A 25,189-nucleotide genomic window follows, 5' to 3' on the forward strand; every position below is an offset into this window, starting at 1 on the left:
AGGAGGACGTCGATGTCCTGCCACCGCTTCTCGTTGGAGGACCCGGGCGCGTTCGTGTGGGCGAGCTCGTCCACCAGCGCCACCTGCGGCCGCCGGCCGATCACGGCGTCGAGGTCGACCTCCTCCAGCACGATCCCGCCGTGCTGCACCACCCGCGCCGGGACCGCCTCGATCCCCGCCGTCAACGCCGCCGTCGCCGACCGGCCGTGATCCAACACCACCGCCGACACGACGTCCCGGCCCTGCCCCAGGAGGCGGTGGGCCTCCTCGAGCATCGCGTACGTCTTCCCCACCCCGGGCGCGGCACCGAGGAACACCAGCAACCGCCCGCGGCGCGCGGTGCTCACGCCCGTGCTCCGCGGGCGGCCGCCCGGCTCACGCGCGGAGCCCCGCCAGCGCGATGTTCAGCTGCAGCACGTTCACCGTGGGCTGCCCGAGGTAGCCGAGGTCCGGCGCCTGCACCGTGCGCTCGACGAGCGCGCGCACCGTCGCGGCCGACAGGTTCCGCGCCCGCGCGACGCGGTCGACCTGCAGCAGGGCGTACGCCTCGGAGATGTGCGGGTCGAGGCCGGAGCCGGAGGCGGTGACGGCGTCGGCCGGGATGGCACCCGGGCCGTCCGACTCCCGGATCGCGGCCTTGCGCTCGTCGATCGCCTTCAGCAGGTCGGCGCTGTTCGGCCCGAGGTTGCTGCCCGAGGAGGCGCCGCCGTCGTAGCCGTCGCCGGCCGCGGAGGGCCGCGACTGGAACCACTGGGGCAGCGCGTTCCCCTTCGCGTCGGTGAACGACTGCCCGATGAGGGCCGAGCCGACGACCTTTCCGCCCACCGAGACGGTGGAGCCGTGGGCCTGGCCGGGCAGGACGACCTGCCCGATCAGCGTCACGACGAGCGTGTAGACGACCGTCGCGAGCGTGGTCAGGAGGAGCAGCCGCAACGCGACGGTCCAGGTGCGGACCGGCCCACGGGTGAGGACGGAGGACATGCGTTTCCTTTCGAGGAGCGGTGTTCACGGATACGGAGATCCGGCGGCTTCGCCGGTGCGGATCTCCGTATCCGTGAACTCGGGTCAGAAGCCGGGGATCAGGCTGATCAGGAGGTCGATGAGCTTGATCCCGATGAAGGGGGCGATCACGCCGCCGAGGCCGTAGACGAGCAGGTTGCGCGTCAGCAGCGAGGAGGCGGAGGAGGGGCGGTACCGCACGCCGCGGAGGGCGAGCGGGATCAGCGCGACGATCACGAGCGCGTTGAAGATCACCGCCGAGAGGATCGCGGAGCTCGACGAGTGCAGCTGCATGATGTTCAGCGCCTGCAGCCCCGGGAACACGCCCACGAACATCGCGGGGATGATCGCGAAGTACTTCGCGACGTCGTTCGCGATGGAGAACGTGGTGAGGGCGCCGCGGGTGATGAGCAGCTGTTTGCCGATCGTCACGATGTCGATGAGCTTCGTCGGGTCGCTGTCGAGGTCGACCATGTTGCCGGCCTCCTTCGCCGCCGACGTGCCCGTGTTCATCGCGACGCCGACGTCCGCCTGCGCGAGCGCGGGTGCGTCGTTGGTGCCGTCGCCCGTCATCGCGACGAGGTGGCCGCCCTCCTGCTCCCGGCGGATCAGCGCGAGCTTCTCCTCCGGCGTCGCCTCGGCGAGCACGTCGTCGACGCCGGCCTCCCGCGCGATGGCGGCGGCCGTGACGGGGTTGTCGCCCGTCACCATGACGGTCCGGATGCCCATCGCGCGCAGCGCGGCGAACCGCTCCACGAGGCCGGTCTTCACGACGTCCTTGAGGTGGATGACGCCGAGCAGGTGCGCCGTGCCGTCCGCGGTGCGCTCGGCGACCGCGAGGGGCGTGCCGCCCTGCTCGGAGATGCCGACGACCCGCTCCTCGAGCTGCTCCGCGACCGCCGGTGCGACGGGGCCGTGCTCCTGGACCCAGGCGAGGACGCTCGCGGCGGCACCCTTGCGCAGCGCGCTGCCGTCGGCCTCGTCGATGCCGCTCATGCGGGTCTGCGCGGTGAACGGCACGATCGTGCGGCCCGGGCGCTCGGTCGGGACGAAGTCCCGCTCCGCGGCGAGCTCGACCACGCTCGCGCCCTCCGGCGTGGGGTCGGCGATGGAGGACAGCGCGGCCGCCTCCGTGAGCCGCCGCTCCGAGATGCCGGGCAGCGCCAGGAACGCGACCGCCCGGCGGTTGCCGTAGGTGATCGTGCCGGTCTTGTCGAGCAGCAGCGTCGTCACGTCGCCGGCGGCCTCGACCGCGCGGCCGGAGGTGGCGAGCACGTTCCGCTGCACGAGCCGGTCCATGCCGGCGATGCCGATCGCGGAGAGCAGCGCGCCGATCGTCGTGGGGATGAGGCAGACGAGCAGCGCGACGAGGACGGTCACGCCGGGCGTCGCGCCCTGCAACCCGGCGACCGGGCCGAGGGCGAGCACGACCACCACGAAGATGATCGTCAGCACGGACAGCAGGATCGACAGCGCGATCTCGTTCGGCGTCTTCTGCCGCACCGCGCCCTCGACGAGCGCGATCATCCGGTCGACGAACGTCTCGCCCGGCTTCGAGGTGATCTGCACGACGATCCGGTCGGACAGCACGCGGGTGCCGCCGGTGACGGCGCTGCGGTCACCGCCCGCCTCGCGGACGACCGGGGCGGACTCGCCCGTGATCGCGGACTCGTCGACGGAGGCGATGCCCGCGACGATGTCGCCGTCGCCCGGGATCACCTCGCCGGCGACCACCACGACGACGTCGCCCTGCTTCAGCTCGGCGGACGCGACGGACTCCGTCTCGGCCCGCTCGACGGCGGGGTCGCCGGTCCGGTCGTAGCCGCGGACGCGCAGCGCGGACGTCGTGGTCCGCGTCGCGCGGAGGGAGGCGGCCTGCGCGCGGCCGCGGCCCTCGGCGACGGCCTCCGCGAGCGTCGCGAACAGCACGGTCAGCCACAGCCAGACGGTGATGAGCCAGGTGAAGCCGATCGTCGTCCCGTCGCCGCCGAGGAACGGCAGCGCGACGGCGAGCACGGTCGTGAGCGCGGCACCGACCTCGACGATGAACATGACGGGGTTGCGGAACAGGTACCGCGGCGACATCTTGCGGACGGCGTCCGGCAGGTTGCGCACGAGCTGCGACGGGCTGAACGCGCCCGAGGGCGGCCGGACGTCCTGGTGGTCGTCCGCAGCGGCGGTCGCCGGGGCGTCCGCCCGGTCGGCGGTGGATTCGGAGGTGGTGCTCATGCGAGTCCTTCGGCGAGGGGTCCGAGAGCGAGGACCGGGAGGTACGTGAGTGCGGTGACGATGAGCACGGTGCCCACCGTGAGGACGACGAACTGCGGCCGGTGCGTGTCGAGCCCGCCGGCCTCCGCGGTCCCGCGGGTCTCCTGGCTCGCGAACGAGCCGGCGAGCGCGAGGACGAAGACGATCGGCAGGTAGCGGCCGAGCCACATCACGGCGCCGAGCGCGGGGTTCAGCCAGGCGGTGTTCGCGGTGAGGCCGCCGAACGCGGAGCCGTTGTTGTTCGCCGCCGACGTGAAGGCGTACAGGACCTCCGAGAAGCCGTGCGGCCCCGTGTTGAAGATCGACGTCTTCGCGACGTCCGCGGCGACCGCGGGGATCGCGAACGTCAGCCCGAGGCCGGCGAGGATCAGGGTCGGCGTCGTGAGCAGGTAGAGGCTCGCGAACGTGATCTCCCGTGCGGCGATCCGCTTGCCGAGGTAGGTCGGCGTGCGGCCGATCATGAGGCCCGCGAGGAAGACCGCGAGGATCGCGATCACCAGGAAGCCGTACAGCCCGGTCCCGACGCCGCCCGGCGCGATCTCGCCGAGCATCATGTTCAGCATCGCCATCATCCCGCCGAGCGGGGTGAACGAGTCGTGCATCGCGTTCACCGCGCCGGTCGAGGTGATGGTGCTCGTCGAGCCGAACAGGGCCGACCAGAGCACGCCGAAGCGCTGCTCCTTGCCCTCCATCGCCGCTCCGGCGGCCGCGGTGGCCGATCCGGCGCCGGCCGCCTCGAACGCGACGAGCGCGCTTGTGAAGAGGACGTAGAGCACGACCATCGAGGCGAGGACCGCGCGGCCCTGCCGCTTGTCGCCGACCATGATCCCGAACGTGCGCGTCAGCGAGAACGGGATGAGCAGCATCAGGACGATCTCGAACAGGTTCGAGAAGCCGGTCGGGTTCTCGAACGGGTGCGCGGAGTTCGCGTTGAAGAACCCGCCGCCGTTCGTGCCGAGCTCCTTGATCGCCTCCTGCGAGGCCACCGGCCCGCCGGGGATCGTCGCCGTGCCTCCGGTGATCGTGTGCACCGTCCGGAAGCCGTCGAAGTTCTGGATCACGCCGGTCGCGAGCAGCACGATCGCGGCCACGAACGCCATGGGCAGGAGGATCCGGGTCACGGTCCGGATCAGGTCGACCCAGACGTTGCCGAGCCCGGCGGCGCCGGTCCGGGACGCGAGCCCGCGGATCAGCGCGACGGCGACCACGATGCCGATCGCGGCGGAGAGGAAGTTCTGCACCGCGAGCCCGGCGAGCTGCACGGTGTAGCCCATCGTCGTCTCCGGCGAGTACGACTGCCAGTTCGTGTTCGTCACGAAGGAGATCGCGGTGTTGAACGCGATGCCCTCCGGGACGGCGGGCAGCCCGAGCGAGTAGGGCAGGAACTGCTGCAGCCGCTGCAGCCCGTAGAGCAGCAGCACGCCGAGCACGGAGATCGCGAGGATGCCGCGGAGGTAGTTCGGCCACCGCTGCTCGGACCGGGCGTCGATGCCGAGGAGGCGGTGCACGCCCCGCTCGACCAGCCAGTCGCGGTCGGTGGTGTAGGTGCGCGCCATCCAGGTCGACAGCGGCCACCCGAGGGCGACGAGCGCGACCACCAGGGTGAGCACGGTGAGGGCGAAGAGCAGGCCGTTCATCTCAGAAGCGCTCCGGCTTCACGAGGGCGACCAGCAGGTAGGCGATGGCGGCCACGGCGAGGAGGGCGGCGACGAGGTCGAAGACGATCATCGCTTGGCCGCCGCCCGCGCCGTGAGGGCGGTGATGCCGGCGAGCACGAGCACGCCGGCGAGGTACAGGACATCGAGCACGGCGAGGACTCAACCGCTCCCCGCGGGGCCGGGCGGCGGTCTTGACGACATCCATACGGCCCCGGCGCGCATGTTTACGTGGTCTTTACGGGACGGGTGTCACCGGGCTCGCGGACGGCCCGCGCCGGGACTGCGCGCCGCCGCTGCGGCGCGACGAGCACGAGCACCGGGTAGGTGACCACGGCGACCGCGACGTGCATCACGGCGAGCGCGAGGACGCCGAGCGCCGGTTGGCCCTGGCGCAGGATCCACAGGTCGGGCACGAAGCTCGCGACGGTGACGACGATCGTGAGGACGAGGAACGGCAGGCGCGCCCGCGACCAGATCGCCGCGGCGAACGGCCAGCCGAAGCAGGCGAGCACGACCCCGATGACCGTCAGCTTCGCCCAGTCCCCCACGTGCAGGTGGTCGTACCCGGCGAGCGACGGGACCAGCGCGACCGCCGCCGCCGCGACGACGGCGCAGGCGGCGAGCGAACCGAGGACGGCGACCACCAGTGCGACGGCGAACCGCCCGACGGTCGGCACGGTCGCGAGACCGGGCAGGTCGGCGCGCACCGTCCGGGCTGCGCGACGGACGGCGGGAGGCATCGCGGTCGTCATGGCGCGACCGTAGGGGTCGGGGGGGCAAGAGACCTCGAAGAATCCGCTCGACCTCCGGCGCCCCCGATCCGTCAGGGCTCGGCGAACAGCGCCCGGCGCATCGCGCGCCGCATCTCCATCTCGTGCATCACGAGGTCGGCGAGGTCGGCGAGGCAGTCGAGCTGACTCGGGGTGAAGTCGCGGGGCTGCTTGTCGAACGCGCAGAGCGCGCCGAGGAAGTGGCCGTCCCTCGTGGTGAGCGGCGCGCCGGCGTAGGCGCGGACGAGCGGGCCGTCGACGACCAGCGGGTTGCTGCGGGTGCGGTCGTCCTGCAGGGCGTCGGCGATGGTCCACGGACGCCCGGTGCCCGGGCTGGTGGTGGAGCAGAAGGCGACGTCGCGGCCGACCTCCTTCTCGTCCCAGCCGATCGACGACTTGAACCACACCCGGTTCATGTCGATCAGCGTGACGAGCGCGATCGGGACGTTGAGCATGCGGCTCGCCAGGCGCGTGATCGCGTCGAAGGCCTCGTCGGGCTCGGTGTCGAGCACCTCGTAGCGGTGGAGCGCGCCGACCCGGGCGGCCTCGTCGTCCTCGACGAGGGCGGGGGCGAGCCGACGGCTGCGGATGAGCTCGTCGACGAGGAACTGCTGGAACCGCCGCGCGGCCTCGACGAGCGGCAACCGGTCCGCCGGGCGCAGCGCGGTCATGCCGGCGAGGATCTCGGCGACCTGCTCGGGCACGTGGTCAGGGATCACCGGCTGCCGGTCGAGCCGGGCGAAGGCGGACTCGACCACCCCGCCCGGGAACTCGACCCGGCCGGTGATCGCCTCGAGCAGCACCAGGCCCAGGGAGTAGACGTCCGACTCCGGCCCGACGTCGTGCCCCTCGACCTGCTCGGGGCTGAGGTACGCGGCGGTCCCCACGGTGAACTCGCTCATGTCGGGCTGACCGATCATCGTCGCGATGCCGAAGTCGGCGAGCTTGGCGACGATCGGCTTGTGGCTGCGGAGGTTCGACAGCAGCACGTTCGCCGGCTTCACGTCCCGATGCACGAACCCGGACCGGTGCACGTAGTCGAGCGCCTCGGCGAGGTCGAACCCCATCCAGCACGCCTCCGCGACCGAGAGCGGTCCGCTCTTCAGCCGCGTCCGCAGATCGGTGCCGTCGACGAGCTCCATCACCAGGTAGATCCGCACCGTGTCGTCGGGACCGGCCTCGACGCCCGCGTCGAACAGCGACGTGAGCGCGAAGTGGTTCAGCGCGGCGATGACCCGCGCCTCCGACTCCTGCACGTGCAGCTCGGCCCCGCTGAGCACGCGCGCGTTGAAGATCTTGACCGCGACGTCCCGGCGGAGCAGCAGGTCGTGGGCGATGCGGACGCTCGCGGTCCCGCCCGCACCGATCACCTTCCCGAGGCGGTACCGCTCGTCGAGCACCGTGCCCTCGTCCAGCGCCTCGATGCTGCGGGGCACTTCCGCCCGCTGCGGCTCGATCACCTGCGGCGCGACCGGGACCCGGCGCACCTCCGGCGCCCGCGTCTCGGTGATGCGAAGCGGCGCCGCTGCACGACGAGGTCGGGTGAAGAAGGACGCCACAGGCGGGAAGGTAGCGCGGAATCCGAGCGCGCCGGACCGCGCCCGCGCGGAAGCGCGTCGCCGGGGCTCAGCCGGACGTCGACAGCTGCAGCGCCCGGTCGGCCCAGATCGTCGCGCGCGGGTCGGTCGCCGAGCTGACCGAGAGCCGGAACGCGGTCCCGTCGCTGGAGACCTGGTAGGTGACCCGGTCGCTCTCCGGCACGGCACCGAGTGCCGTGCCCTGGAACACCCCGTCGCGCTCGACGAGGGCGCCGTTCGAGACGGCCAACGCGGTGGGGAGCGGCGCCCACGACCCGTGCATCGTCTGCAGCTGCAGCACGGTCGCGGACAGGAAGTCCCGCATCGCGACCTGACGCTCGCCGGCCAGCGTCGTGAACCCGGGCGTCGGGACGAGGGCGTTCGAGTCGGGCTGGAGGGTCGCGCGCTGCACCGTCGAGCTGGTCACCGTCGCGGGCGCCTGCGCCGCCTGCACGGCGACTGCGGCGACGGCGATCGCCGGGGCCAGGACGCCGACGATCGCGAGGAGCAGGCCCCGCCGCGTCTGCCGCCGCCGCAGGGCGGCGACGCCGACGAGCACGGCCACGAGGCCGAGCGCGACGACCAGGAACCAGCGCGTCTCCGGAGCCGCCGGGAGGACCGTGGCGGAGCCGAGCGCTGCGAGACCGAATCCCGCCGCGGCCGGCGCGGTCCGGCTCGGGCGCACTCGCGGCGTGTATCGACGCTGCGACACCGTGCTCAGATCCCACACCGGCGTGGCGCCCGAGAGCGTGGACTGCGGCCGCGGCGTCATCGTCCCCTGCACGAGCACAACTGTGGCCGGTGCCGCGGCGGACGCGCGCCCCCCGGTTCAGGTGGTCGGTGCTCCGTGCAGGGTCCGGCGGATTCCGTGCAGCGGGGCGGTCAGGCCGCCCACGCGACGACGCCGGCGGACGTCAGCACGAGCGCGCTGCCGAGCAGCAGGACGGCGACGGCGCCGGGACGGCGCTGCTCGAACCGGATCATCGCGAGCACCAGCGCCATCAGCCCGACGACCGCGACGACGACGCAGCCGAGCTGCACGACGGTGACGGGAGTGATGTCCATGGCCCGCGAACGGTATCGCCGTGCACCATTCGAGCGGCACCACCCGGAGGGGTGGAAAACCGTCGACGAGCGCTCCACACGGACGTCACCTTCGCGGCCCTCCTGCGCGTCCCGAGCGATCGACCGCCATGCCGACTGCCAGACATGCCGCGACGAGCAGGATCGCCGTCGCCGCACCGACCGCGATCGCCGCGAGGACGTCGGTCAGCCAGTGCGCGTGGAGCTCGGTCCGGCTCCACGCCATCGCGACGATCCACGCGATCGCCGCGCTGCGGACGACGAGGTGCCGGATGAGCAGGACGACGGCGGTGCCGAGCAGGGCGGCGTTCGCGGTGTGACCCGACGGGAACGCGTTGAGCACCCCGAACGCGGCGTCCGGCCGGGCGCGGAGCGCGAGCGCCTTCATGCCCGACACGTCCAGCTCGCCGACGATGCTCGCGGCGGGCACGAAGACGCCCCAGGCCCAGCCTCGGACCGCGCCGATCAGCACACCGACCGCCACGGCGAGCGCACTGGCGGGTAGCCCGGTCCCCACCACGCCCAGGGCGGCCGCCACCGCGTGGGCGGTGGGACCGTCCACGGCGGTCATCAGCGCGTCCCACCACCGGTCGACCGCCCCGGGCTGCGCGTGCGTGACGCGGATGAGGGCCGCGAGGCCCCAGACGCCCGCGAGGGCGACCGCCGCTCCGAGCACGGTCCATCGACCGGGAGCGGCGGACGGGTCCCGGCGCGGTGGGCGGTCCGCTCCCCGGACCGAGCGGGTCGTCAGGATCCGCTGGACTTCGTCTGCGACGTGCTCGTGCCCGAGGACACCCCCTTCGACGCCGACGCGGCCGCAGCGGCCGCGGCCTTCGCCCTCGCCTCGGCCTTCCTGCGCGCCGCCGCGTCACCCGCCCGTTTCGCCGCCGCGGCGGCGAGCGCGGCGCGGCGAGCCGCCTGCGCCGCCTGCTCCTTGCGCTGCGCCGCCTGATGAGCCAGTGCGGTGGCGTGCGCCGCGGCGCGCGCGGCGGACTCCGCCTTCGCCTCGCGGATGCTGCCGAGGGCGCCCAGGCCGAGCACGGCGGTGGCGGCGATCCCGACCGCGCCGATGCTCGCGGTCACGCCGCGGACGAGCCGCAGCCCGGCGAGCCGCGTGCTCATCGCCCCGCCCCCGTGCCGGCGGACGGACGGAGGCTCAGCGCGGCGACCGGGCACAGCGCGACCGCGTCGGCGGCGTCCACCTCGAGCTGCGGAGGGACCGGCAGGTCGGATCCGCTCGATCCGAGGATCGGGTAGCCCCACGGATCGCGGCTCAGGCCGGGGACCAGGTCGATGCAGGCGCCGCGTCCACGGCACCGCGTCCAGTCGATGTGCAGCGTCGTGGCGGTCATCGGTGCGCTCCGCAGTGGCCGGCCCGGTGGGCGCGGACCTCGTCGGCGAAGACGGTCAGGGCGCTCCGGATCAGCCGGGCGGTGCCGTCGGGGTGGTGGCAGGCGCCGCGGCCGTCGACGAGCCGGAGCGTGCGCTCGAGCTGCGCCACGAGCGACGGGTCACGATCGCCGTCCGCGATGCGGGCGAGCAGCTCCCCCGCCACGGGCAGGCCGTTGACGCAGGGGCCGCACTGTCCTGCGGTCTCGCCGGCCAGGTAGGTCGCGATCTCCGCGGAGGCCTGCAGGCCGCAGGTGCCGGGTCCGATCACGAGCAGGATCCCGGCGCCGACGGGGATGGCGCCCTCCGCCGCAGCGGCCGCGAGCGGCCGGTCGAGCGCCTCCGGCCCGACCCACGCGCCGTGGTACCCGCCGACCAGCGCGCCCGAGATGCGACCCGGCTCGGCCGCGGCGAGCACGTCGCGCAGCGAGGCCCCGCTGGGCGCTTCGAGCACGCCCGGGTGCGCGACGTCCCCGGCGATCGTGAGCAGGCGGGTGCCCGGGTCCGCCGGGTGACCGACGGCGCGGAACGCGTCCGCTCCGGACCGGGCGATGACCGCGATGTGCGCGAGCGTCTCGACGTTCTGCACGAGTGTCGGACGACGACGCAGCCCCCTGGTCGTGAGGCGGACGGGGTGATCGACCGGGACGGCGTCGCCGCCGGTGAGCAGGTGCACGACGGCCGAGGCCTCGCCGCCGACGAAGCGGTCCTGCGTCTCCGTCAGGACGATGTGCCGCGCGTCCCGCCGCTCCGCGATCGCGTGCCGGAGCGCCGGCGCGCTGACGGGGCCGACGACGAGGTGCACCTGCTTCGCCTGGACCGCGGTCGCCGTCGCGAGGAGGCCGTCGAGGACGAGGTGCGGACGGGTCTCCAGCAGCAGGCGGTCCTTCGCGCTGAGGGGCTCACCCTCCGAGCCGTTGCCGATCACGACGCCGCCGGGCGACATGGAGGCGAGCTTGCGGCCGGCGGGGAACCCCGCGCCGCCGCGGCCGGTCAGCCCGCTCCGGACGACGTCCTCGATCAGCTGCGGGCGCGCGGGCAGCGGTCCGAAGGCGGCCAGGTGCTCCGTGTAGGAGGGACCGCCCGGGCCGAGCAGCCGGCGGCGCGGGAGCGTCTCGGGTCGAGGGGCGGGGTGGACGGTGGTCATCGCACGGGCTCCGTTCTGCTGCGGCGGTACTCCACGAATCCGTCCGTCGTCCGCCAGACGGCGGCGGCACCGACCGCGAGGGCCGAGACGGCGGCGAGGACCAGGAAGGCGGAGCTGCGGCCGTCGCTCCCGGCGGTGATGCCGTGCAGGAGGGAGATCGGCCACAGCAGGTAGGTCGCCCAGTGGACGACGCGGAAGGCGCGCACCCCGATCCGGCGCCGGAGCAGGGCCGTGACGACGACCGCGACGAGGAGGTCGAGCGCCGCCGTGCCGAGCCCGACGGCCAGCGGATCCTTGGCGGCGGCGAACGGGACGATCACGTCGACCAGCCGCAGCTGCGCGTACGGGTCCAGCAGCAGCGAGCCGATGTGGACGACGAGGAACACGACGGACAGCAGCGCGATGTTGCGATGCGCCAGCTGGACGCCGAACCGGGGAAGGCGCAGCAGCGGTCGGCCGGAGCGGGTCAGCAGCCCGAGCAGCATCGACAGCGTCATCAGCACGAGGAGCACGACGCCGCTCGCGCGGCCGAGTGCCCAGAACGCCTCGCTCATGGGGTCACCTCCAGGTCGTCGGTCGATTCGGCGGGCCAGCCGCCGAGCACGTGCACGGCGCCGCGCGCATCGACGAGCCGCGCGGCCCGACCGGCGCCCGCGAGGTCCAGGAGAGCGTCCTCACCGGCCACGATCGCCGCGGTGCTGCGCGCGTTCGCCTCGAGCGCGGTCGGGGCGACGACGGAGACCGTGCGCCACACCGGCGCGGCGGCGTCGCCCGTCCGCGGGTCGACGATGTGCTGCACCTGCCGGTCGCCGCGCCGCCAGGAGCGGCGCTGGGTGCTGGAGGTCGCCAGCGCGAAGCCGGCGTGGAGCGCGATCCGCGCGGCGGGATCCCCGGGCACGTCCTGCACCCGCACCTGCCAGCCGTCGGCGGGGCCACGACCGGCCGTCGCGATGTCGCCGCCCAGGTTCACGAGCGCGGCCGTGCCGAGCACGACCGCGATCTCCTCCGCGATGAGGTCGGCGGCCGCCGCCTTCGCGGTCGCACCGAGGTCCAGCCGGATGCCGGCCGGGACGGTGAGCACGTCGCCGTCGAGCTCGATCGACCGCCATCCGGCCCGGTGCCGGACGAGCACGCCGACCGGGCGGTCGTCGTCGAGGACGAGCCGGATGTCGCGGTCGTACCCGAGCGCGGCGACGTCCGACCCGACGGTCGGATCGCAGAGCCCCTCCGTGAGCGCCGCGCCGTCGAGCGCGCAGCGGACCAGCCACGCGAGCGTGCCGGAGATCTGCACCGGCGTCCCGGACGGCAGCCGACTCAGCTCGGAGTCGGCTCGGAAGCGGTCGCAGGCGTCGCCGATCTCGCGGAGCCGCTCCTCCGCGAGCGCGATCGCCTGCGGCAGCGCCCGCGGCTCGTCGACGAGCAGGTGCGCGTCGCAGCTCCAGACCGACCACCGGTGCTCCGCCGTCGTCACGAGCCGCTCGATCCGGTCTGCGAGGGCCCGGTTCCCGCCGCCACGCCGGAGGACGCGCTGCCGTCGTCACTGCCCGTCGTCGAGACCGAGTCGTCCCCGGAGGTGGTCGTCTGCGTCTGCTGCTGCGTCTGCGCCGTCTTCGCCGCGACGATGCCCGTGTACGCAGCCGCTCCGAGACCCCCGGCGCCGACCACACCGGCCAGCGCGAGCGCCGTGGTCAGCGTCCGCACCGTCCGTCGGCCCTGCTCCCGTGTCGTCATCTCGACCTCCTGACGACCAGGCTGCGACCTCCACCGCCGCGACTCGCTGTGGCCCGGCGACGCGTCGCCTATGACCCGGCGGCACGGGATATGGGTGTTCACACGATCGATCGAGCGGACTCAGCCGGAGCGGCGGATTGGTGGAATCTTCGAGTCGGAGGCGGATGATCCGCCTCCGGGGAAGGAGCCGGCGTGGCGCGAGTGCTCGTCATCGAGGACGATCCCGTCACTGCGCGCCTCGTCGAGGAGGGGCTTCGCGACGACGGGCACGAGGTGCAGGTCGCCGCCACCGGTTCCGCGGGGATCCTCGCCGCGACGCGCGACCGCTTCGACGTCATCGCGACCGACGTCATGCTGCCCGACGTCGACGGGTTCGAGATCTGCCGCTTCCTCCGGGCGCAGGAGATCCAGACCCCGATCCTCGTCCTGACGGCCCGGGACGCGGTGGACGACCGGGTCCGCGGTCTCGACGCCGGCGCCGACGACTACTTGGTGAAGCCGTTCGCGTTCGCGGAGTTCGCGGCCAGGATCCGGGCGCTCGACCGGCGCCACGGCGCCCGCGCGGCGGACGAGCGCCGCCTCGGTCCGCTCCGCCTCGACACCGCGCGGGGGGAGTTCACCGTGGACGGCGCGCGGCTCCCGCTCAGCCCGCGCGAGACCGCCGTGCTCCGCGCCCTCCTCGAGCACCCCGGCGAACCCGTCGAGCGGGAGGCGCTGCTGCAGGACGTGTGGGGCACCCGGTTCATCGCCCACAACATCGTGGACCAGTACATCGGCTACGTCCGCCGCAAGCTCGAGGCGGCGACGGACCGAGTGGTGGTGGAGAGCGTCCGCGGCGTCGGCTACCGGCTCGTCGAGCGGTCATGAGGCGCCTCGGGGTGCGTGCCCGGCTGGTCCTGCTCGCCGCGATCACCGCGGCGGTCATGCTCCTGATCGCCCTGGTCGTCGCCCGCGCGCAGATCGCGACCGCGCTCGCGGACACGGATCGGCAGCTGGCCGTCGAGGACATCGCGCCCTACGTCGCCGATCTGCAGCGGAGCGGCCGGGAGCACCCGGACCCGCCGTCCTCCGGGGTGCTCATCGCGGTCCGCGCCCCGGACGGCTCCATCGTGACGGATTCGATGCCCGACGACGTCCGGGAGCGGCTCGGCAGCAGCCCGTTCGCGACCGTGCAGACCGAGTCCGCGGAGTTCGTGGTGGCACGGAGGACCGTGCGGACCGCAGCGGGCACGTGGACGATCTGGGCGGCGAGGGACACCACCGCGCACGCCGCGCAGCTCGCGGCCATCGACCTGACGCTCTGGCTCACCGGCGTCGCGCTCGTGCTGGCGTTCGTGGTGACCGCGGCGCTGTTCGTGCGCGCCGCCCTCCGGCCGGTCGACGAGCTGCGCGCGCGGGCCGCCGCCCTCGGACCGGACGAGCTCCTGCCCGACCCCGGCGGCGGCGACGAGCTCGCTCGCCTGGCCGGCACCCTCAACGACCTGGTCACCCGCACGCGCGCGGCGACCGCGCACGAACGGCGGATGATCGCCGACGCCGCGCACGAGCTCCGCACCCCGGTCGCGAACCTCCGCGTCGCCGCGGAGCTCGCGCGGCGGGACCCCGCCCCGGAGCGCCTCGACGAGCTGGTGCTGCTCACCTCCCGCCTGGGCGACCTCGCGGGCAACCTGCTCGAGCTCGCCCGGCTGGACGACGGCGTGCGGCCGGAGCCGAGCGACGCCCGGACGCTCGAGGACGCCCTCCTCCTCGCCGTCGACTCCTGGCGCACCCGGCTGGCCGGGACGGACGTCGAGCTGGACCACGCCGTGACCGTCGACGATCCGTCGCGACGCATCGCCGTCGACGGCGTCTCCATCGGGCGGCTCGCGGACAACCTGATCGCGAACGCCGTCAAGGCGGTCGGGTCGCGGGGGTCGGTCCGCGTGCTGCTCGAGGTGGGCGCGCACGGTCTGCTGCTGGCGGTCGAGGACGACGGCCCCGGGATGCCGCCGGCCCTGCTCGACACGGCGTTCGACCGCTTCGTCCGGGGTTCGGGGTCCGGCGGCGGCGGGCTCGGGCTGGCGCTGGTCCAGGGCATCGCGCAGGCCTGCGGCGGCTCGGCGCGGCTCGTCCCCCTGCCGTCGGGACTCCGCGCCGAGGTCCGCATCCCGGCGGTGTAGCCGCGGTCGGAGGACCGCGGGACGGAGGCGCGTGCCGCTACGGGGCGACCGGCCGGGCGGGGGCCGGTGACGGGATCCGCTCGCGGAGCACCGCGGCCGCAGCGCGTCGGACGATCCCGAGGTCGGTGATCGCCCAGACGAGCAGCGCCGCGCTCGCGACGGTGAGCCAGCTGCCCAGCACGTCGGTCGGGTAGTGGTCGCCGAGGTACACGCGGCTCGCGCCGACGGCCGCGGCGTAGCCGAGCGCGGCCGTCAGGCCCGCGACGCGGAGGCGGCCCGTGCCCCGGAGCACGAGGAGCGCGACCAGGACGACCGCGCAGGCCGTCGTGTCGTGCCCGCTCGGGAAGCTCGCGGCCGAGTCGGGCGGGAGCAGCCACAGGGACGCCGGAGGCCGGGTCCGATCGATGAGCGCCTTCACGGCGATGCCCAGGGTCCAGGAGCCGCCGACCGCGGCGGCGAGTCGAACCGCGTCCCAGCGACGACGGCGGACGACCAGGACGAGGAGCCCCACCGCCAGGATCGCGAGCCCGACGGCTTCGGACGCCGCGGCGGTGAGGCCGAGGGCGACCTCCGTCCCGGCGGGGAACCGGAGCTCCGAGAGCCGACAGTCGACATGGAGGTCGTGCCGCGTGATCATCGCGGACCGCGCGACGATCCCGAGCGCGAGCAGACCCAGCAGGCCGATCACGCCGAGCAGCACCTTCACCCGCGCCGTCATGGCCTCCGACACCCGCTCCGCAGCAGTCACCGGATCACCTTGCGGAGGCCGGACCAAGACCGCTCCAAGAAACGCTCGCCCCGCGGCAGCGCCGCCGGGCCGCAGCATCCGCGAATCGCGACGCGCCTCCGACGTGCGCCGTCCGGGAATTCATCTAGCACTCGTTACAGTCAGCGCGAGCGCCGACGCGTGTCGCCGCTCCGGGCGACGCGCCGCTGACCAGGAGGGGCCGCGATGGACTGGCAGTTCGACGGGGTGCCGCTGCACCCCCTCTTCGTCCACCTGACCTCGGTGGCGGTCCCCGTCGCGGCGCTGACCGCGGTCGTCGTCGCCGTGTGGCCGCGCGCACGACGCTGGCTCGCCGTCGGCGCCCCGATCATCGGCCTGGTCGCACTGGTGTCGGTGCCGCTGGCGACGTCGTCCGGCGAGTGGCTGGAGCACCGGGAGAAGGAGACCGCCCTGCTCCGGCGGCACACCGAGCTCGCCGACGGGCTGCTGCCGTGGTCCATCGCCGTCTTCGCGCTGCTGCTCCTCTGGTGGGCCTGGCACCGCTGGGGCGTCGATCGCGTGAGCAGCGGCGGCGCCGCCCGAGCGGTCGGCGTGATCGGTGCGATCCTCCTGATCGCCGTCGCGATCGGGTCGCTCGTCGAGGTCGTCGTCATCGGTCACGCCGGCGCCGTGTCCGTCTGGAAGCGCTGACCGCTCGCCCCGCCGGGGATGCGACGATCTCTCGAACGAGAAGAGGAACCACGATGACCGACGCCCGTCCCTCGATCCTGTTCGTCTGCGTGCACAACGCCGGCCGCTCCCAGATGGCGGCGGGCTTCGCCCGGGCGCTGGGCGGCGACCGGGTCCAGGTGCTGTCGGCAGGGAGCGAGCCGGCGGACTCGATCAACCCCGTGGCGGTCGAGGCGATGGCCGAGGTCGGGATCGACATCACCGGCACGCGACCCCGAGTCCTCGCCGTCAATGACGTCCGCACCTCCGACGCAGTCGTCACCATGGGCTGCGGCGACGCCTGCCCGGTGTTCCCCGGCAAGCGGTACGAGGACTGGGAGCTCACCGACCCCGCCGGCCTCCCCCTCGAGGCGGTCCGCCCCGTCCGCGACGAGATCCGCGCCCGAGTCGAGCACCTCCTGGCCGACCTCATCGGCTGACCCTGCTGCCGGCCTCGCCGTCGGGCTCCGCACGAGCGGGAGGACGAGGAGGGCCCCCGATCCGCGTCAGTACGCGGACCGAGGCCCTCAGGTCTGCGGAGGATGGGGGATTCGAACCCGAAAATGGCGATCTTAAGAGCGCGCAGGAGATAGCAAAAGATCTGCCTGATCAGCTATTTTAGCCAACCAGGCGCTCACGGTCTTCTCATAGGATCGCGCTGGTTCTCGGACGCTTGTGGGGTTTTTGTGGGGGCTCCTCGATGTCTCGCACCGAAGCCCTTCGACTCGTTTTTTCTAGTCAGCGCAACTTGCGAGCGACCTTGCGAGCCGTTCGGCGCGCTTCGGCCGCGCGGTCCTGCTCCTGCTGGAACAGCACCCCGAACGTGAAGCCTGTGCCCTCGGGAGCGGAGTCAGCGGCGGCGCCGAGCTCCAGGAGGAGCTGCCCGGCGACGACGCTGTCCTGGTGCTCGCCCAGGAGATCCTGCAACTGCTCGTAGCGCTTCGCCTCCTGCTTCGCTTTCGGGCCGACCACCGGTTGCACGGCCTCTGCGGCGTAACGCGCCCGTTTGGCGGACTTCCTCGCGCGGTGCAGCAGGTCGATGTCGTTCGTCTTGTTCGCGGCGCGCAGCCGAGTGCCGACCTTCTTGTCTGCCCGCTTGACCGGCTGAACAACCGCGCGCTCCGGTCGAGCAGCCGCCGCGGTGAACGGCGGCCGGTCGATCCAAGAGGCCAGCTCCTCCATGAGTACCAGGTACCGCGCGCCCAGGAGCTCGGATTGCAGCCGCGCCCAGTGCCGCGCGTGAAGCGCACTTAGATGGTCTTCGATGCGCTCCTGGACGGGACCGATCACGAGCTCGCTCGGCAGCTCTTGAATCAGGCGGTCGAGGCGCTGCTCGAGCACCTGATCGTCTCGCACGTCGCCGAGCAGCTCGGCGTACCAGCGCAACTCGGTGTCGAGAAGGGCCCCGCGGTCCGGGTCGAAGAACGGTGCGAACACGCGCAGTACGCTGCGGAAGCGGCGAGTTGCCACCCGCGTGCTGTGAATGACGGATGCATCCCCGCGCCGCAGCGCCAGATCGCCCAGCAGGAGCGCTCGATGCTGCGCCCCGAGGAACGGCAGCAGGACCGCACCCGCGGTGCGGTGCTTGCCGTGCTTCCCCTTGCCGCCCTTGCGGGTCGGCTTGATGCTGCCGACCGCTCGCTGGAGCTTCGACTTCGAGTCGCTCGTCCGTGCTCCCGCGTCCTCGATCACGCGCGACAGGACGGTCAGTTGTTCGTCCGGAACGCTCGCGCTGCCGAGTTCGACCTCGAGCTCCGTCCACGAGACGACCTTCGACGTGCGCTCGGCGATCGCCTCGACGTGGTCGAGATCCACATCGGCGACGTGGTCACCGGACGGACCGATCACTCTGGTGACCTGGCGCTCCGTACTGAGCGTCGCGATGACGGCGAGGGGCGTCCCGCGCGTGATGCCGAGGAGCAGACGGGTCAGCTCCTCGGGTGGGTCCGTTGCGAGATCGGCGTGGACCTCCTCGCGGAAATCGCCGTGCGGGAGCTTGAGGTGCCAGCCGGTGTCGTCGGAGCCGGTGCGCCGTCGGAGGGTCACGCCGAGCCGACGGAGCGAGTGGTCTGTGGTGTCGAAGTAGTCGCTCCGCAGGTGCTGCACGGATCGGGTGATCGCGCTGCCGGCCGGGAGCGCCGGCGTCAGGTCGGGCATCTTGAAGGTCGGGTCGACGTCGAACTTCCGCTCCCGCTCGACGAACGTCCCCGACATCGATGCCCTCCTCCTCTCGGGCGGGTCGCGCCCGAGAGTCGACGACGGTAGCCGAGCGGGCTCGGAGCCAGCGGCGCAGTCGCGTGGATGAGGCCGGTGCGGCCCGTGCGCGGACTACGCGGAGCGTCGACGCGTGGAGGGTCGGATCTCGATCGGCACGCGGCGCCCGCTCGCCAGAACCCCCTGGAGTACGACCGCGCTCGGGTCGGAAACCGTCCGGGTCTGCCAGCCGGTGCGGATCACCAGATCCGCGAGGTCCGCTCCGTTCGCCCCGCTGTGCAGCGCAGCAGAGATCTCCTGCATGAGCAGTCGTTGCTCGAGCGTGGGCGCGGCGTCCATTCGGCCAGACTCGCCGTTCCCCGCGGGAACGACAACGGCGGCAGACGCCATGACGCCGAAGTTCACGAGGCGTTCTCGCGCCGTTCGGCGGCCCCGTTCAGTGCTAGGAGCCGCCGACAGGACGAGTCTGCAGATCGTGACGTCGTCACCGTTCGACGACGGTGAGGTCGAGCAGGTCCACACGGAACTCGACCTGGTCGTCGGTCTGCGCCAGCAACGTGTGCAGCGGGACCGGGCTGGCGGTCGCGGTGTCCAGCGTGACGAAGATCTCGTCGTCCTGAAGCGGTGTCGCGATGAGCCAGTCCGCGAGCGACTGTCCGGCGCCGCGCTGCCGCAGGTAGTCGACGACGCGACGGAACAGCTTCGGCCAGATCAGCGTGCCGCCCTCATCGACCGCACTGACATCGGCGACGGAGAAGGACGACGTCGAGTCCAGCGACCACACCCCTCGGCGCTCCTCTCGGGCTCCCCGAGCCGCGGCCCGGATCGTGTCCCGCAGCTCGCCCGTCGTCGACGTGTACAGCAGCGGATACGCGACTCCCTCGGACACCTCCCAGTGGTTGACCGACCGTTCGAGCAGCGTCGGCGTCAGGTCCACCTCGGGCCCTTCCCCGAGTCGAGCCTCGTCGGCATCGGCTCCGGCGAACACCACCGACACCGGCCGGCCGTTGACCTCCACCAACCGGGAGAGCACGGTCATGCGCACCATCGTCGGACTGGCCGACGCGACGGTCTCCCCATCCGCGGCGAAGGCGACGTCATCGAACCCGAGTCGTCGCAGCAGCTGATCGCGCGCTGTCGCGCCGAGCGGTTGCGCGGCGCCCTGGTAGTGCAGCTCGGGCGCGTCGATGCCGTCGAAGCGCAGCTGCACGCTGCCGTCGGCCGAGATCCGCACTCGGTCGCCGTTCTCCAGAGCGCGAAGCAGCGACGGATCGTCCGGGACGAACCGGACCGAGTCACCGTCCGGTTGCTTCCCGACCAGGACGGCCTGACCCGTGATCACCCGGTACGTCGCCTCGCCCATGAGCCCCCTGTCGTCACGGCCAGCGTGCGCTCCGATCGTGAACGGCTCGTGAGCGCTCCACGGCGGCGGGAGGTCGCGAAGGGACGTCAGAAGGCTGATGCGCCGAGTCGCTCCTCGGTCGCGCGGACCGCCTCGACAAGGGCCGGGGCACGCTCGGTGTTGCTGCGCGCGTTGGGGCTGTCCGTCCCGTGGCGCTGCAGCATCTCATCGATGCGATCTTCGACGGTCACGCGCCGGCCGTCGGGTCCCGTCGTCTGATCCGCCCACGTCAGCGCATCCGCGACCGGTCCCGACCAGAAGCGGGACTCCGCGAACGGGCGAAGGAGATGCCCGAGCCCTCGACTGTGTGCCACGAACCGCGCGCCCGAGTGCTGTGCGATCAGGCCGGCGACGCCGGGCCAGCCGAGCCGGTGCCGCACGTGCTCGGCGCCGTCCACCGGATGGAAGCCGTGACGATTCAGCTGCGGCGCGTAGCCGACGTCGTGGAGCCACGCTGCTGCGACGAGCGCTTCCGCATCATTCGAGCTGAAGAGGTGCGCGGCTTGACCGGCGCGCGCCGCCACAGCCTGGGTATGGCGCCATCGTTGGCCGCCGTCGCGGAGCCGTGTGAGGAGCTCCCCGGCCAGGAGTCGAGCCGACTCGACTCGCCGAGATGAGAAATCCTCCACCACGCCGAGCCGCTCAGTACGACTGAGCCAGGGACTGGCCGCCTCCGGGAATGCGATGCTCTGAGCGACCGGGAGCAGTTCGACGGGGTCTGCGACTCCGCCGGCGTCACGGACTGCAGACACGAGATCCTCGTGCACGATCGCGGTCCGACCACTGCCCCAGGCTCGCAGCACGACGTCATCGACGACGACCTCGTAGTGCTCCGTGAGGTACTCATCGGCGGCACGGATCAGCTCGCGGTCCTGCTGTTCCGTTGACACGTCAGCAGCGTAATCAGATCCTGGCGGAGATGCCCTTCCGGGTTTGATCGATCGGGGGTCCAGGGGCCGGAGTGGATCTTCGACCCGGCGGCCCCGCCCACCCTCGACACCCGAAAAGAATCAACCGAGTACCGGACCGAGCAGTCCGGCGAATGAAGCGACGGTGTAGCCGAGCACGAGGGCGGCGCCGAGCGTCAGGACCGCGGTAGCGATGAGCCCGACCAGGAGGAGCGCGCGCGAGCTGGGCTCACCGCGATAAAGCCGCCGCACCGTCACGATGAAAACCACGATGTCGACTGCGCCGACCACAGTCGCAGCGAGTGCGACAAGAAGCGGACCGTAGACGTACAACGCGAGCGCGACGCCGTCAGCTGGAAACTGCAGCGCGATGTTCGCGGCAATAGTCGGCTGCTGAGCACAGCCACTCAGGAGCAGCCCCAAGAGAACACCGAGCAGGGCCATCGGTGCCGTTCGCGAATGGTTGCGCCCCCCGACGCCGGCACGGTCGCGTGACGCTGCAAGACCAGATGACACGGACTGGCACGGGTGCCGCTTCATCGTCACGGGTCGTCATCGGGGAAGAGGGCGCGCAGGCTCTCGTCGACTCCCGCGGTGGATCGAATCGCGATCACGCCGTTCGTCAGCTCACCGCATCCGGGGGCATCGGTACTGACGGGCACGAGGACTCGCGGCCCTGCGAAGGTCAAGGAGTACCGCGTTCGCTCGACGTCGTCGCAGCCGACGCCGGCACGGGCAGGCCTCGGATCGACGACGGCGCTGTTGAGGCGTGCCGCGATGGCGGCGGCCTCGACGGCATCGTCGACCGAGATCCGAGAGACGACAGTTCCTTGGTCGTGCCAGGAGTACCGGCAGACCATGACCGAGTCGGGACTGCGCGGCGCGAGCATCGTCGATGCGTCCGGCATGCCGACCGGCACCCCGGTCACGTCACACCCCGGCTCCGGAAGCTCCGCCGGGCGTCGGATGAGCGACGCGCGGAACTCCTCGGTCGTTCCCGTGATCGACGATTCCTTCATCGGGACGACGAGCGCCCGCCTGCCCACCGCCCGGCGCAGCCGCACCGAGGTGACGTGACCGAATCCATCAGCGGTGCAGGCGACCGGCGGCCGGAAGCGGGTGTCCCTCACCCCGATCACCACCGCCTCGTCCGTCTCGAAGACCTGCACCAGGTCCGCCTGCCCGCACGCCGCGTGCGGGGAGTCGGTCCAGCTGATCGAGAGCTGATCGCTGGCCGGGTCCAACCGGGCGATGGACCACCCGAAGTCGCTCGATGGCGCAGACGCCACCTGCTCAACGCGGATCGCCGTCATGCGCTGCGCGGCCGGCAGCTGAATCTGCACGAGTCGGAAGTGCTGTGAGGTGTTAGGAATCGACGACGCTGGGCCCTCTCCTGCGCAGCCCTGGAGGAGCGACGCCGTGGCCAGGACGAGGATGCAGCCCGCAGCAGCGCGCATCCGCTGTCGTCGCACCGGTGTCCTCATCGCCCAGGAGAGCGTCTGCACGGGATGGCGCTGGGCAGGAGCCGTATCAGACCGCAGCGGTGCGGCGCGCACGGCAGTGAGCCCGGCCGATCATGAGGAGTACGACGCCTCCGGTGATCGAGGCACCTCCGAGGACCAGTGCGACGTCCTCGAATGCGGTCGTACCGCCCTCGAAGGGACGCAGGTGGTTCGAGAGCCAGAGGCCCATCCCGGAGGCGGCCATTTGCGCCAGCGCGGCGAGGACGCCGAACTCGACGAGCGCCGTCCCACCGACCACCAGGGCAGCTCGTGGGCGTCGCGCGCGCAGGTGCCGAACAACCGCCATGGCACAGAGGAGCGCCCAGACGGTTGGGCCGGCGAGGACCGGTACGAGGTCGCCCTTCGATACGACCTCTGCCCATACCTGCGGCAAGCCGGTCGAGGGCGCGAGCACGCCGGGCAGGAGCACCAGCACATCGAGCAGCCCGGTGACACTCAGCAACAGGACGCCCACGGCCGCGAGGACGTCGATCCGTCGGCGATCCATGATCGGAAAGTAGGTGGTGGTCGCGCTGTGCGCGAGGGACACGGGGTGAACGACTGCCGAATCCACTGTCCCGAGGCAGCCGTGCCGGACGCGCAAGTCGTCCGGCACGTTCCCGCCCTGTTCACCGCCGCGACATGGAGCGGGCGAACCCTCACCTCGTGGACGAGCACGAGAACGGAATCGCTGCGGACGGTGTCACGCGCCGAGGCGCACTCACCGCGGGCGCGGTGGCGGCTGTCGCAGCAGGAGGCATCACAATCGGCACCGCGGGTTCCGCAGAGGCGGCGACCTCCTCGGCATCCAGGACAACACTGGCCCGAACGCTGCTCCGCGGAACACCGAATGCAGCGGGCTACCGCAAGCACGTCACCGGCCCGGGCGAGCCCTACACGCTCCGCACCGAGCTCGGGGGAACGGCTCGGTCCGGGCGAGCCGCCAGGCGCCGCACGGTCGCCGCGTTCGTGCAGTTCACCGACGTCCACATCCAGGACACCCAGTCGCCGGCTCGGTTCGAGTTCCTCGACCGCGCGTCCGACTCCGCGAGCGAGATCCCGTTCCAGGCCGCGTACCGACCGCACGAGATGCTCTCCACACAGGTCGCCGAAGCCACCGTCCAAGCGGTCCGAGCACTGAAGACCGGACCCGCGACCGGTATGCCGCTGCAGTTCGCTGTCACCACCGGCGACACGACCGACAACTGCCAGCTGAACGAGCTGCGGTGGACGATCGGGGCGCTGGACGGCGGCCGCGTCGTCCCGGACAGCGGGCTCATCGGCACGTTCGAAGGCGTCGCCGACGCCGATCCGGTCCACTACGACACGCACTACTGGCACCCCGGTGGCACGCCCGCCGGGCTCCGGGACGACGAGTTCCGAGCGCAGCACGGCTTCCCGACCGTGCCCGGACTGCTGCAGGCCGCCATCCGGCCGTTCCGGTTCACCGGCCTCGGGATGCCGTGGCTGACCGTCCACGGCAACCACGACGGGCTGCTGACCGGCAACTTCCCGGTGTCCGCCGCGCTGAACGCGGTCGCCGTCGGCCCGCTGAAGCCCGTCGCCCTGCCGGACGGCATGACGCCCGTGCAGTTCGCCGAGGAACTCATCGCCGACCCGGGCCAGGCCGCCGCGGTCATCGGCGCGCTCCCCGCTCGGATCGTGACCCCGGATGCGAGCCGTCGCCTCATCAGCCGTCGAGAGTTCGTCGCCGAGCACTTCCGCACGGCGGGGACACCGTCGGGGCACGGGCTCACGGCGACGAACCGCGACGCCGGCACCGCCTACTACGTGCACGACACGGCGACGCCCGACGGTCGGCGCCTCCGTCTCGTCGTGCTCGACACCGTGAACGAGAACGGCGAGGCGGACGGCTCCCTCGATGCCACTCAGTTCGCCTGGCTCACCGCGACGCTGGCCGCGCACCCGGAGCGGCTCACGGTCGTGGTCAGCCACCACACCGGCGACACCATGGACAACCCGCTGCTGGCCACCGGCGGTGATCCGTCGCCGCGGATCCTCGGACAGCAGGTGATCGACGCGCTCCTCGCGCACCCGCAGGTGATCCTCTGGGTCAACGGGCACACCCACCTCAACGCGGTGACGCCCCGCCCGCGCACCACCGGGACGGGCGGGTTCTGGGAGGTCACGACCGCGTCCCACATCGACTGGCCGGAGCAGGTTCGCACCATCGAGATCGCTGACAACCGCGACGGCACCCTCTCCGTGTTCGGCACGATCATCGACAGCGCGGCCGCTCCTGTGTGGAACGGACGGACCGACTCCCCGCTCGCTCTGGCCGCCCTCTCGCGGGAGCTCGCGGCGAACGATCCGCAGGAAGCCGCACGCCCGACCGCCGGCGTCGACGGGCTCCGCGGCGCGAAGGCCGACCGGAATGTCGAGCTGCTCATCCCGACCCCGGCAGGCGTGCTGCTCTGACGCGGCATCCGACTCCGCAGGGTGACGACCGAGCATCTGTCGGGAGCGATTCGCCCGCCGTTCACCCGGCACTCTCCCCCGGGGCTGTCGATCCGCCGACGCTGGTGCCACGATGCGGTGATGGGTCAGATCACGTTCTGGGGATCGGTCACTCTCGTGGTGGTGCTCGCCGCCTGCGTGATCGGCGTCGTGGTCGCTGTGCGCATCGTTGTCCGGGCGGTGCGCAGCCGGAACGCCCCACCGACCGGGCTGCGACGCGCGGGCGCCCCTGAGGGCACGGACGATCCCCGAGCCGCGTTCGACCGCGCAGCGGGGAAGACGTCCTGGACTCGGATCAGCGGCGGCCTCTGACGCCAGATCCCTCGGAGCACCCCAGGGACTCGAGAACGACGGGGCCGGCTCGCGCCCGACGCGCATCCGCATGACGCGGTCACGGGAGGCGGCTCCGAACGCGGAGGTTCGGCGAGCTTCGACCTCGCCGTCCGTGAAGAACGATCGCCGGTGGCAT

Annotated in this window: 29 protein-coding genes and 1 pseudogene; 6 read left to right on the plus strand and 24 right to left on the minus strand. The window is 72.5% G+C overall.

The genetic code is table 11. The annotated features are described in order from the left end of the window. The 16 genes and pseudogenes from CLV52_RS00005 to CLV52_RS00080 all read right to left on the minus strand — a co-directional run. A pseudogene (locus CLV52_RS00005) lies at positions 1-347 on the minus strand (histidine kinase); the annotation flags it as partial. A 28-nt stretch (positions 348-375) separates the two neighbouring features. Then, on the minus strand, positions 376-981 hold the full coding sequence (kdpC, locus tag CLV52_RS00010; RefSeq protein WP_133763689.1) for a K(+)-transporting ATPase subunit C: 606 nt from the start codon (positions 979-981) through the stop codon (positions 376-378). 84 nt (positions 982-1,065) lie between these two features. Next, positions 1,066-3,228 (minus strand): potassium-transporting ATPase subunit KdpB, encoded by a 2,163-nt coding sequence (gene kdpB / locus CLV52_RS00015; RefSeq protein ID WP_133763691.1) that lies wholly within the window; start codon positions 3,226-3,228, stop codon positions 1,066-1,068. Continuing rightward, positions 3,225-4,904: a potassium-transporting ATPase subunit KdpA gene (gene kdpA / locus CLV52_RS00020; RefSeq protein ID WP_133763693.1), complete on the minus strand. Its 1,680-nt coding sequence runs from the start codon at positions 4,902-4,904 to the stop codon at positions 3,225-3,227. Before kdpA ends, kdpB begins: the two co-directional genes overlap by 4 nt. 1 nt (position 4,905) lies before the next feature. Next, positions 4,906-4,995, minus strand: coding sequence for a potassium-transporting ATPase subunit F (locus tag CLV52_RS00025; RefSeq protein WP_133763695.1), 90 nt, complete (start codon positions 4,993-4,995; stop codon positions 4,906-4,908). A 154-nt stretch (positions 4,996-5,149) separates the two neighbouring features. Next, positions 5,150-5,677, minus strand: coding sequence for a hypothetical protein (locus CLV52_RS00030; RefSeq protein ID WP_133763697.1), 528 nt, complete (start codon positions 5,675-5,677; stop codon positions 5,150-5,152). A 71-nt stretch (positions 5,678-5,748) separates the two neighbouring features. After that, entirely contained in the window at positions 5,749-7,254 is a 1,506-nt protein-coding gene (locus CLV52_RS00035; RefSeq protein WP_133763699.1) for a protein kinase domain-containing protein, read from the minus strand. 67 nt (positions 7,255-7,321) lie between these two features. Continuing rightward, complete coding sequence (locus CLV52_RS00040; RefSeq protein WP_133763701.1) at positions 7,322-8,056, minus strand: hypothetical protein; 735 nt, start codon at positions 8,054-8,056, stop codon at positions 7,322-7,324. Between the two features lie 98 nt (positions 8,057-8,154). Then, positions 8,155-8,337, minus strand: coding sequence for a hypothetical protein (locus CLV52_RS00045; protein ID WP_133763703.1), 183 nt, complete (start codon positions 8,335-8,337; stop codon positions 8,155-8,157). Between the two features lie 85 nt (positions 8,338-8,422). Further along, the gene (locus tag CLV52_RS00050; protein ID WP_133763705.1) at positions 8,423-9,031 is read right to left on the minus strand and encodes a phosphatase PAP2 family protein; all 609 of its coding nucleotides are present in this window, start codon (positions 9,029-9,031) and stop codon (positions 8,423-8,425) included. A gap of 71 nt (positions 9,032-9,102) precedes the next feature. After that, the gene (locus tag CLV52_RS00055; RefSeq protein ID WP_133763706.1) at positions 9,103-9,477 is read right to left on the minus strand and encodes a hypothetical protein; all 375 of its coding nucleotides are present in this window, start codon (positions 9,475-9,477) and stop codon (positions 9,103-9,105) included. After that, a complete protein-coding gene (locus tag CLV52_RS00060) occupies positions 9,474-9,707 on the minus strand; it encodes a ferredoxin (protein ID WP_133763708.1) in 234 nt (77 codons plus the stop codon). The genes CLV52_RS00055 and CLV52_RS00060 overlap by 4 nt, the downstream gene beginning before the upstream one ends. Next, a complete protein-coding gene (locus tag CLV52_RS00065) occupies positions 9,704-10,891 on the minus strand; it encodes an NADH-ubiquinone oxidoreductase-F iron-sulfur binding region domain-containing protein (RefSeq protein ID WP_133763711.1) in 1,188 nt (395 codons plus the stop codon). Before CLV52_RS00065 ends, CLV52_RS00060 begins: the two co-directional genes overlap by 4 nt. Then, positions 10,888-11,445, minus strand: coding sequence for a ferric reductase-like transmembrane domain-containing protein (locus CLV52_RS00070; protein WP_133763713.1), 558 nt, complete (start codon positions 11,443-11,445; stop codon positions 10,888-10,890). Before CLV52_RS00070 ends, CLV52_RS00065 begins: the two co-directional genes overlap by 4 nt. Beyond that, positions 11,442-12,362: an FAD:protein FMN transferase gene (locus tag CLV52_RS00075; RefSeq protein ID WP_162850645.1), complete on the minus strand. Its 921-nt coding sequence runs from the start codon at positions 12,360-12,362 to the stop codon at positions 11,442-11,444. Before CLV52_RS00075 ends, CLV52_RS00070 begins: the two co-directional genes overlap by 4 nt. Then, entirely contained in the window at positions 12,359-12,622 is a 264-nt protein-coding gene (locus CLV52_RS00080; RefSeq protein ID WP_133763716.1) for a hypothetical protein, read from the minus strand. Before CLV52_RS00080 ends, CLV52_RS00075 begins: the two co-directional genes overlap by 4 nt. Before the next feature lie 192 nt (positions 12,623-12,814). Here CLV52_RS00080 and CLV52_RS00085 point away from each other — a divergent pair, with 192 nt between their 5' ends. Further along, entirely contained in the window at positions 12,815-13,489 is a 675-nt protein-coding gene (locus CLV52_RS00085; RefSeq protein ID WP_133763718.1) for a response regulator transcription factor, read from the plus strand. A gap of 11 nt (positions 13,490-13,500) precedes the next feature. Further along, positions 13,501-14,781, plus strand: a complete 1,281-nt coding sequence (locus CLV52_RS00090; protein ID WP_162850646.1) for a sensor histidine kinase — start codon at positions 13,501-13,503, stop codon at positions 14,779-14,781. Positions 14,782-14,818: 37 nt separating this feature from the next. On the opposite strand, the gene CLV52_RS00095 is transcribed toward CLV52_RS00090, so the two are convergent. Beyond that, positions 14,819-15,529, minus strand: coding sequence for a phosphatase PAP2 family protein (locus CLV52_RS00095; RefSeq protein ID WP_162850647.1), 711 nt, complete (start codon positions 15,527-15,529; stop codon positions 14,819-14,821). Between the two features lie 204 nt (positions 15,530-15,733). Here CLV52_RS00095 and CLV52_RS00100 point away from each other — a divergent pair, with 204 nt between their 5' ends. Then, a complete protein-coding gene (locus tag CLV52_RS00100) occupies positions 15,734-16,198 on the plus strand; it encodes a DUF2231 domain-containing protein (protein WP_133763724.1) in 465 nt (154 codons plus the stop codon). Between the two features lie 53 nt (positions 16,199-16,251). Next, positions 16,252-16,656: an arsenate reductase ArsC gene (locus CLV52_RS00105; RefSeq protein ID WP_133763727.1), complete on the plus strand. Its 405-nt coding sequence runs from the start codon at positions 16,252-16,254 to the stop codon at positions 16,654-16,656. Positions 16,657-16,954: 298 nt separating this feature from the next. On the opposite strand, the gene CLV52_RS00110 is transcribed toward CLV52_RS00105, so the two are convergent. From CLV52_RS00110 to CLV52_RS00140, 7 genes are all read right to left on the minus strand, one after another. Further along, positions 16,955-18,430, minus strand: a complete 1,476-nt coding sequence (locus CLV52_RS00110; protein ID WP_133763729.1) for a CYTH and CHAD domain-containing protein — start codon at positions 18,428-18,430, stop codon at positions 16,955-16,957. 114 nt (positions 18,431-18,544) lie between these two features. After that, positions 18,545-18,769: a hypothetical protein gene (locus CLV52_RS00115; RefSeq protein ID WP_133763731.1), complete on the minus strand. Its 225-nt coding sequence runs from the start codon at positions 18,767-18,769 to the stop codon at positions 18,545-18,547. A gap of 145 nt (positions 18,770-18,914) precedes the next feature. Beyond that, positions 18,915-19,793: a thermonuclease family protein gene (locus CLV52_RS00120; RefSeq protein ID WP_133763733.1), complete on the minus strand. Its 879-nt coding sequence runs from the start codon at positions 19,791-19,793 to the stop codon at positions 18,915-18,917. An 86-nt stretch (positions 19,794-19,879) separates the two neighbouring features. Beyond that, positions 19,880-20,722 (minus strand): HDIG domain-containing metalloprotein, encoded by an 843-nt coding sequence (locus tag CLV52_RS00125; protein WP_211342574.1) that lies wholly within the window; start codon positions 20,720-20,722, stop codon positions 19,880-19,882. Positions 20,723-20,842: 120 nt separating this feature from the next. Further along, positions 20,843-21,184 carry a hypothetical protein gene (locus CLV52_RS00130; RefSeq protein WP_133763735.1) on the minus strand — a complete coding sequence of 114 codons (342 nt, stop codon included), beginning with the start codon at positions 21,182-21,184 and terminating at the stop codon, positions 20,843-20,845. A gap of 98 nt (positions 21,185-21,282) precedes the next feature. Next, entirely contained in the window at positions 21,283-22,083 is an 801-nt protein-coding gene (locus CLV52_RS00135) for a hypothetical protein (RefSeq protein WP_133763736.1), read from the minus strand. Between the two features lie 187 nt (positions 22,084-22,270). After that, entirely contained in the window at positions 22,271-22,792 is a 522-nt protein-coding gene (locus CLV52_RS00140) for a hypothetical protein (RefSeq protein WP_133763738.1), read from the minus strand. A 92-nt stretch (positions 22,793-22,884) separates the two neighbouring features. On the opposite strand from CLV52_RS00140, the gene CLV52_RS00145 reads away from it, so the two are divergent. Both CLV52_RS00145 and CLV52_RS00150 read left to right on the plus strand, forming a co-directional pair. Then, the gene (locus tag CLV52_RS00145; RefSeq protein ID WP_133763740.1) at positions 22,885-24,681 is read left to right on the plus strand and encodes a TIGR03767 family metallophosphoesterase; all 1,797 of its coding nucleotides are present in this window, start codon (positions 22,885-22,887) and stop codon (positions 24,679-24,681) included. Positions 24,682-24,801: 120 nt separating this feature from the next. Further along, the gene (locus CLV52_RS00150; protein WP_133763742.1) at positions 24,802-25,032 is read left to right on the plus strand and encodes a hypothetical protein; all 231 of its coding nucleotides are present in this window, start codon (positions 24,802-24,804) and stop codon (positions 25,030-25,032) included. Positions 25,033-25,189 lie beyond the last annotated feature (157 nt).

It is taken from the genome of Amnibacterium kyonggiense (assembly GCF_004364555.1).
GTDB classification, from domain to species: domain Bacteria; phylum Actinomycetota; class Actinomycetes; order Actinomycetales; family Microbacteriaceae; genus Amnibacterium; species Amnibacterium kyonggiense.